The 8,124-nt window shown below is 68.4% G+C and carries 7 protein-coding genes; 6 read left to right on the forward strand and 1 reads right to left on the reverse strand.

All coding sequences use genetic code 11. The features are described 5' to 3' along the window. The 5 genes from ACNPM4_RS18420 to ACNPM4_RS18440 form a co-directional block, all read left to right on the forward strand. On the forward strand, positions 1 to 1,221 hold a 1,221-nt coding region (locus ACNPM4_RS18420), incomplete at its 5' end, for a sugar ABC transporter substrate-binding protein (RefSeq protein ID WP_448986658.1). 15 nt (positions 1,222 to 1,236) lie between these two features. Further along, on the forward strand, positions 1,237 to 2,211 hold the full coding sequence (locus ACNPM4_RS18425; RefSeq protein WP_448986659.1) for a carbohydrate ABC transporter permease: 975 nt from the start codon (positions 1,237 to 1,239) through the stop codon (positions 2,209 to 2,211). Further along, positions 2,208 to 3,041, forward strand: coding sequence for a carbohydrate ABC transporter permease (locus ACNPM4_RS18430; protein WP_029261829.1), 834 nt, complete (start codon positions 2,208 to 2,210; stop codon positions 3,039 to 3,041). Before ACNPM4_RS18425 ends, ACNPM4_RS18430 begins: the two co-directional genes overlap by 4 nt. Beyond that, positions 3,038 to 4,546: a glycoside hydrolase family 3 N-terminal domain-containing protein gene (locus ACNPM4_RS18435; protein ID WP_448986660.1), complete on the forward strand. Its 1,509-nt coding sequence runs from the start codon at positions 3,038 to 3,040 to the stop codon at positions 4,544 to 4,546. Before ACNPM4_RS18430 ends, ACNPM4_RS18435 begins: the two co-directional genes overlap by 4 nt. A 15-nt stretch (positions 4,547 to 4,561) precedes the next feature. Continuing rightward, positions 4,562 to 5,431 carry a MurR/RpiR family transcriptional regulator gene (locus ACNPM4_RS18440; RefSeq protein WP_448986661.1) on the forward strand — a complete coding sequence of 290 codons (870 nt, stop codon included), beginning with the start codon at positions 4,562 to 4,564 and terminating at the stop codon, positions 5,429 to 5,431. Between the two features lie 106 nt (positions 5,432 to 5,537). On the opposite strand, the gene ACNPM4_RS18445 is transcribed toward ACNPM4_RS18440, so the two are convergent. After that, entirely contained in the window at positions 5,538 to 6,458 is a 921-nt protein-coding gene (locus tag ACNPM4_RS18445; RefSeq protein ID WP_400856347.1) for a sugar kinase, read from the reverse strand. A gap of 163 nt (positions 6,459 to 6,621) precedes the next feature. On the opposite strand from ACNPM4_RS18445, the gene ACNPM4_RS18450 reads away from it, so the two are divergent. Further along, positions 6,622 to 8,124: ABC transporter substrate-binding protein (locus ACNPM4_RS18450; protein ID WP_448986662.1), on the forward strand; the 1,503-nt coding region annotated here is incomplete at its 3' end.

The raw sequence follows: 8,124 nt of genomic DNA on the forward strand, positions 1-8,124 counted from the left end.
GCGGGCCGCGGCGACACAGGCTCCACCGACGGCGAGGGCAAAGAGCTCACCGTCTGGATCATGAAGGGCACCAACCCGGACGCGTCGGCCTTCTACGACGACGTCGCCGAAGCCTTCGAGAAGGAGACCGGCGCCACCGTCAAGATCGACGAGATCCAGTGGGCAGACGCGCACGACCGTTTCGTGACCTCCATCGCCGGTGGCACGACTCCTGACATCGCCGAGACCGGCACCACCTGGACCGCCGAGTTCGCCGACGCGGGCGCGCTCCTCCCGATCGACGAGTACGTCGACGGCGAGAAGGGCCTGCGCGACGACCTGGTCGAGGGCCTCGAGGTCGCCGGCACCTACGAAGACGAGCTTTACGGCATGCCCTGGTATGCCGGTGTCCGTTCGATCGTCTACCGCGCCGACGTGTTCGAGGAGCTCGGTCTCGATGCTCCGAAGACGTGGGACGACATCGTCGCCGCGGGCGACGCCATCAAGGCCGCCAACCCCGACATGCTGCCGTTCCCGGTCGCGGGCGATGCCGAGTTCCAGGTCTACCCCTGGGTCTGGGGTGCCGGCGGCGAGATCGCCACGAAGGACGGCGACACCTGGACCAGCGAGCTCGACAGCGACGAGTCGCAGGCGGGCATCGAGTTCTACACGGGCCTCGCCACTGAGCACGGCTTCTCTTCCGCAGGTGCCACCACCTGGAAGGAGACCGACCTCAGCGATGCCTTCACGCAGGGCAACGTCGCCATGATGCTGTCCGGTTCGTGGACGCCGAACAAACTCATCGAGGCGAATCCCGACCTCGAGGGCAAGATCGGCGCCGCCGTCATCCCCGGCCAGGACGGCGGCATCGCCCCGTCCGTGCTCGGTGGATCGCACCTCTCGATCTTCAATACGACGAAGAACGCCGACCTCGCGTGGGAGTTCGTGAAGCTCGTCACGACCGGCGAGTTCGCCGAGCAGTGGTCGGACGAGACCGGCTACTTCCCGGGTGTGCAGTCCGCGATGGAAGAGGCCCTCGCCTCGACCGACCCGCTGGTCGCACCGTTCGCCGAGCAGATGGTCGATGGCGGAGCATCCGTCCCGGTCACCCCGAACTTCGGCGCCGTCCAGGCGAAGAAGACGACCAACTCCATGATCCAGGCCATCCTCAGCGGGCAGAAGGACGTCGCGACCGCGACGAAGGACGCTTCCGCCGAGATGACCGAACTGCTCAACCAGTAAGGAAGCATCCCTTCCATGTCGATGGTGCAAGCGCCACTGCCGGTCACGAAGGCGGAGTCCACCTCCGCCTCCGTGGCCGGCGGCCGGAAGCGACGCGGTCTCTCGATCGTCGCGGCCCGCCCCTGGCTTCTTCTCGCGCCCGGGCTGGTCATCCTCGCGGTGCTCATGCTCTGGCCTCTCATCCAGGTGTTCATCTACTCGCTGCAGGACTACGGTCTGCGCGAGATCAACACCGGGGAGAACAACTGGATCGGTCTCGACAACTACGTCGAGGCGCTCACCAACCCGACTCTCTGGACGGTGGTGCTGCCCAACACCGTCGGCTTCGCCGCTGTGGCGGTCTTCGTCACGGTGGCCGTCGGCACGCTCGTGGCCCTGCTGCTCGCGCGGCTCGGCACCACGTGGCGCGTCATCGTCTCCAGCTGCATCATGGTCGCGTGGGCGATGCCCGCCGTGACCGGTACCTACGTCTGGACCTTCATCTTCGATGCCGACCGCGGCATCTTCAACCAGGTCCTCACCGACCTCGGGCTCATGGACGATCCGGTCAACTGGTTCACGAACCAGTGGTCCTTCTACGCGATCGTGCTCCTCAACGTCGTGCACCACGGCTTCCCGTTCGTGGCGATCACCGTGCTCGCCGGACTCCTCGGCGTCTCGAAGGAGATGCTCGAGGCGGCGGCTCTCGACGGCGCCGGTGCCTGGCGTCGTTTCTGGAAGATCATCTTCCCGACGCTCCGCCCGGTGTTCTCGGTCGTGATCATCCTCTCGACCATCTGGGACTTCAAGGTCTTCGCGCAGGTGTACCTGATGCCCGGCGGCGGTGGCGGAAACCGCCAGGTGCTGAACCTCGGCGTCTGGTCGTACGTGGAGTCGTTCGGCCAGAACCGCTACGGCTTCGGTGCAGCGCTCGCCGTGCTGCTCACGCTCGTCCTGATCGGCATCACCATCGTCTACATCCGCTCCCTCATGAAGGAGGACGAGCTGTGAACCCGCGCCCCCGGCTCCGCTCCCGGATCGGACTCGGCATCGCGGTCGCCGCGGTCCTGATCTTCACGTTGTTCCCCGTGTACTGGATGGTCTCCAGCGCGTTCGACGGCAAGGCCTCCAGCGGTGGGCAGTCGCTGATCCCGCAGGAGTTCACGTGGGACAACTTCGCGTTCGTCCTCACCGACGGCGGCTTCGGCACGTACCTGCGCAACTCGGCCATCGTGGCTCTCGTCACGGTCCTGGTGAGCGCGCTCGTCTGCCTGCTCGCTGCCGTCGCTGTCGCGCGGTTCAAGTTCAAGTTCCGCACGATGATCCTGATGATGATCCTCGTGGTGCAGATGGTGCCGCTCGAGGCACTCGTCATCCCACTGTTCCTCCAGGTCAAGAGCCTTGGCCTGCTCAACAGCATCCTGGGCCTCATGGTCGTCTACGTCGCCCTGTCGCTGGCCTTCGGCATCTGGATGCTGCGCGGCTTCGTCGCCGCCGTTCCGGTCGAGCTCGAGGAGGCCGCCTACATCGACGGTGCCAGCTGGTGGCGGATGTTCCGCTCGGTGCTGCTGCCGCTCGTCATGCCGGGCCTCGTCGCGACGAGCATCTTCAGCTTCATCACGGCGTGGAACGAGTTCATCTTCGCGATGACGATCCTCGGTGCCCAGACCGACCAGTACACGGTCTCGATCGGCCTCAAGTCGTTCTTCGGCCTGCACTCCAACGACTGGGGCAGCATCATGGCCGCGTCGACCATCATCACCGTCCCGGTCATGATCTTCTTCGTGCTGGTGCAGCGCAAGCTCGCCTCCGGCATGGTCGCGGGAGCCGTGAAGGGATGACCGACGAACTCGAGCGCCTCGCGAACGGGGTGCTGTGGCCGGGGTTCTTCGGCACCGAGGCGCCGGAGTGGCTGCGCGCCGAACTGCGTGACGGCCTGGCCGGGGTCGTGTACTTCGGCCAGAACGTGGGCGAAGGACTCCCGGCGCTCAGCGCGGCGATCCTCGACGCGAACCCCGACGCCCTGATCGGTATCGACGAAGAGGGCGGCAGCGTCACCCGCCTGGAATCCGCCACAGGGTCGACCGTTCCCGGAGCAGCCCAGCTCGGTCTGCTCGACGACCTGGTGGCCTCGGAGAAGACCGGCGCAGAGCTGGCTCGGCGCGTGCGCGCGGTCGGCGCCAACGTGGTGCTCGGCCCGGTCGCCGACGTCAACACCGACCCCCGCAACCCGGTCATCGGCGTGCGGGCGTTCGGCGACGACGAAGCGCTCGTCTCACGGCACGTGGTCGCCACGATCGACGGCATCCAGGATGCGGCGGTCGCCGCATGCGTCAAGCACTTCCCCGGTCACGGCGACACCCACATGGACTCGCACCACTCCCTCCCCGAGATCACCCTCGATCTCGAGGAGTTCGAGCGGGTGCACCTCGAACCGTTCCGCGCGGCCGTCGACGCGGGCGTGGATGCCGTGATGACCGCGCACATCGTGGTCCCGGCGTGGGGCGAGCAGCCCGCCACGCTCAACCCCCGGGTGCTCGGCAAGCTGCGCGACTGGGGGTATGACGGCGTCATCATCACGGATGCGCTCGACATGGCCGCCATCCGCGAGACCGTCGGACTCGGTGGGGGAGCAGCCCTGGCCCTCGCCGCCGGTGCCGACCTGCTCTGCATCGGAAACCCGACCAACCCCGGCGACGCCGCGCTTCCCGACCAGGACGAGCGGGACTTCCGTGCGGCCCGTGACGGGATCGTCGCCGCACTGCGTGACGGCTCGCTCTCGCGTGAGCGCGTCGAGGAGGCCGCCCGTCGGGTCGCCGCCCTCGCCGCCAAGCTCCGCGCGGCCGCCGACCGTGACCAGGAGACCGCCGACGACTTCGATGCCGCGGAGATCGTGCGTCGCGTGCTGATGGTCACCGGTGACACCCCCGCTGCCGCATCCGAGCTCGCGGTGATCGATGCCCGTCGCCGCTCGACGCTCGCGGTCGACAGCGCCGGCTCGTATGTCGCGAACGCGCTCGCCGACGACGGTCTGCGCGTGCGCCTCGATGTGGCATCCACCCCGCTCGCCGAGCAGGACCGTGTGATGGACGAGGTCGTCGCAGCGCCCGGAACCACGGTGCTGCTGATCGACCGTCCGGATACCGATGCCGCGCAGCGGGCTCTCGTCGAACGGGCAGCGGTTCGTGATCCGGCAGCGGTCGTCGTCAATGTCGGTCTACCGACGACGAACCCGTTGCCGGTGCCGACCGTCGAGGTCGCCGCGGCCAGTAGGCTCGGTGCGCAGACGGCCCGCGACGCGCTTCTGGGGCGTTTCGCCGTGAAGCAGAGGGCCAGCGCCGACTGAGGACAGGATCACTCCATGGACGATGACGTTCTGGCACGTGTGCGGCGCTCGCTCTCGAAGCTGAGCGCCGCGGAGGCGCGGGTCGCGGAGACGATCCTCGGCGACCCGACGCTCGTCGTCGACCTGGCCATCAACGACCTCGCCCAGCTCTGTCGGACCTCCCTGTCAACGGTGGCCCGTTTCTCCCAGTCACTGGGGTACAGCGGTTACCGGGAGCTGCGCGTGGCGGTTGCCCGCGCGATGACCCTCGCCCAGGCGCAACAGGCGCGGTTCGGTCTGGATACCACGGCCATCGATCCGGACGACGGGCCGACGGCCATCGCCGCGAAGCTCGCCGCGCAGGAGATCGACGCGATCGAGAAGACCGCCCTCGCCCTCGATGCCGCAGCCCTCGACCGGGTAGCCCGCGCGGTGGTCGATGCCCGGCACATCGACCTCTTCGGACAGGCGGCATCGTCGCTGACGGCGCAGGATCTGCTGCTGAAGCTGTCGCGCATCGGGTGCTCCGTGTCGCATTCGCCGGACCCGCATCTCGCGGTGACGACGGCTTCGCTGCGCACGCCGGATGACGTCGCGATCGCGTTCTCGCACGGCGGGGAGACCGCAGAGACCCTGCGGGCGCTCGAGGTCGCCCGAGATGCCGGTGCGCTGGCTGTCGCGGTCACCAGCGTCGCGGAGTCCACCCTCGCCCTCGCGGCGGATGTCGTGCTGCTCACGCACGCGCAAGAGTCGCCGTTCCGGATGGCGGCGATGTCGAGCCGCATCGCCCAGCTCGCTCTGGTCGACGTGCTGTTCGTCCGTGTCGTGCAGCACCGCGGCGAACCGGTGGCCGTCTCTCTGCAGCGCACCCACGACGCGGTTCCCGCGCGCCGACGCCGCACCTGACTCCCCGTGCCCGTCTCCCCGTGTGGGGAGGCATCCTCCGTGTCGGGCGGAGAAACCCGGGGCGACCTCCGCCCCACGAGGAGTTCTCCGCCCCGCGGCGTACGGCTCAGTCGACGTGGTCGCGGGTGCTGAGGAGCGCGCGGGTCGCGATGCGGTGCCCGCGGGCGACGCTCCCGGTGAGCGACAACCCGGTCAGCACCCCGGCGAGGAAACCTGCAGCGAACGCGTCTCCCGCGCCGATGGTCTCCACGACCGGGGCATCGAGCGCGTCGCTCTCGGCACGCTCTTCGCCGTCGAAGGCGACGGCCCCGCTGGCGTCGGTGACCGCCAGGTAGCGCGGCTGGGGGAACAGCGCGCGCAGTTCCTGAGGATCGCTGGTCCCGAACACCGCTTCCGCATCGGGGCGCGTGCAGAACACGATGTCGGCGCGGCGGGCGAAGCCGGACACGATCTCCCTGCCCTCCGCCTCGCGGCCACGCCACAGCGCCGGGCGCCAGTTCAGGTCGAAGCTGACGAGCCGGCCGGGACGATGGTCGGAGTACAGCGCCTCCTGGGCGGCGAGCGCAGATGCGGAGATGGCGGGCGTGATCCCGGAGGTGTGCACGAGCGCGGCCCGGGGGAGCAGGGTGGATGCCACCGGCGCAGCCAGCGTCTCGGGCGACATCGCGGCGGCCGCGGAGCCCGCGCGGTAGTAGTGCATCGTCCCGTCGACCGCGCCGTCCGCTCGGGCGACGAGCTCTTTCACGTAGAGCCCCGTCGGCGCCTGATCGTCGATCTCCACGGCCGTGTCGTCGACGCCGTGTGCGCGCAGCTCCGCGGTGAGGAACCGGCCGAAACCGTCGTCGCCGACCCGGGAGAGGACAGCAGTTCGGATGCCGGCCGACGACAGAGCGATGGCGGTGTTCCATTCCGCTCCGGCCAGGGAACGGTGAAAGGTGCGGCAGTCCTCCAGCGGTCCGGCTGTGGCGGCGACGAGGGCGACCATGCCCTCGCCGAAGCAGATGGCGAGCGGGGTGGAGTCGGACACGGTCTGGACACTACCCGATCGGCAGGGCGCCCGCCGATACCGGATTGCAATGCGGATGCGTTTGGCATCTGCCGATCTGCTGGGTACCGTCTAGTCATCACCGTCGCCGAGGCGAAGAAGCCTCGGGACGCGCAAAGAAGCGCCCGACAGGGAAGGTCACACAATGCACCAATCAGTCAAGCGTCGGCGAGGACTCATCGCCGTAACCGGAGCCACGATCGCCGCGATCGCCCTCGCAGGGTGCGTCGCCAGCGAGCGGGGCGACGACGATGCGGACGCGGGAGGCGATGTCGACGGGACGTTCGTGTTCGCGGCATCCTCCGACCCGGCCAGCCTCGACCCCGCGTTCGCGCAGGATGGCGAGAGCTTCCGCGTCTCACGCCAGATCTTCGAGGGTCTGGTGGGCACCAAGCCCGGCACGGCAGACCCGGCACCGCTCCTCGCCGAGAAGTGGGAGTCGTCCGATGACGGCATGTCGCACACGTTCACCCTCAAGGAGGACGTGACCTTCCAGGACGGCACCCCGTTCAACGCCGAGGCCGTCTGCGTCAACTTCGACCGCTGGTTCAACTGGACCGGTCTCGCCGCCTCCGAAGCGTTCGGCTACTACTACAACAAGCTCTTCAAGGGCTACGCGTCCAACGCGGCCGATGCCGTGTACAAGTCGTGCACCCCCGATGGCGACTACTCGGTCACGATCGAGCTGAACAAGCCGTTCGCCGGTTTCATCCCGTCGCTCTCGCTGCCGTCGTTCGCGATGCAGAGCCCGTCGGCGCTGCAGGAGTTCGGTGCGGACGAGGTCGCCGGCTCCGCCGAGGCGCCGCAGCTGTCCGAGTACGCGATGGGGCACCCGGTCGGCACCGGCCCGTACCAGTTCGACGAGTGGGCACCGGGTGAGCAGGTCACGCTCAAGGCCTACGGCGACTACTGGGGCGAGGCGGGGCAGGTCGATGAGATCATCTTCCGCACGATCGACGACCCGACCGCTCGCCGCCAGGCGCTCGAGTCCGGATCGATCGACGGTTACGACCTGGTGGGCCCGGCCGACACCAAGGCTCTCGCGGACGACGGCTTCACGATGGTGTCGCGCCCGCCGTTCACGATCCTCTACCTGGCGTTCAACCAGGCGATCCCGGAGCTGCAGGACCCGAAGGTCCGCGAGGCGCTGTCGTACGCGGTCGACAAGGACGCGCTCATCAGCCAGGTGCTCCCCGAGGGCACCGAGAAGGCGACGCAGTTCGTGCCGGAGGTCGTCAACGGGTACAACCCCGATGTCACGACCTACGACTACGACCCCGAGAAGGCCAAGGAGCTGCTGGCGGAGGCCGGCTACGACGAGGCCAACCCGTTGAAGCTCACGTTCAACTACCCGGTCAACGTCTCGCGTCCGTACATGCCGGACCCCGAGCAGATCTACACCGTCCTGTCGTCGCAGCTGTCCGAGGTCGGCGTCGAGACCACCCCGGTCTCGGAGGAGTGGGTCGAGTACCTCGACCGCACCACCGGCACCGCGGATCACGGCATCCACCTGCTGGGCTGGACCGGTGACTACAACGACACCGACAACTTCGTCGGCGTCTTCTTCGGACAGAAGAGCTCCGAGTGGGGCTTCGACAACCCGGAGCTGTTCCAGAAGCTGACCGAGGCGCGCGGCGTCTCCAGTCTC

The organism is Microbacterium umsixpiens (genome assembly GCF_053543675.1).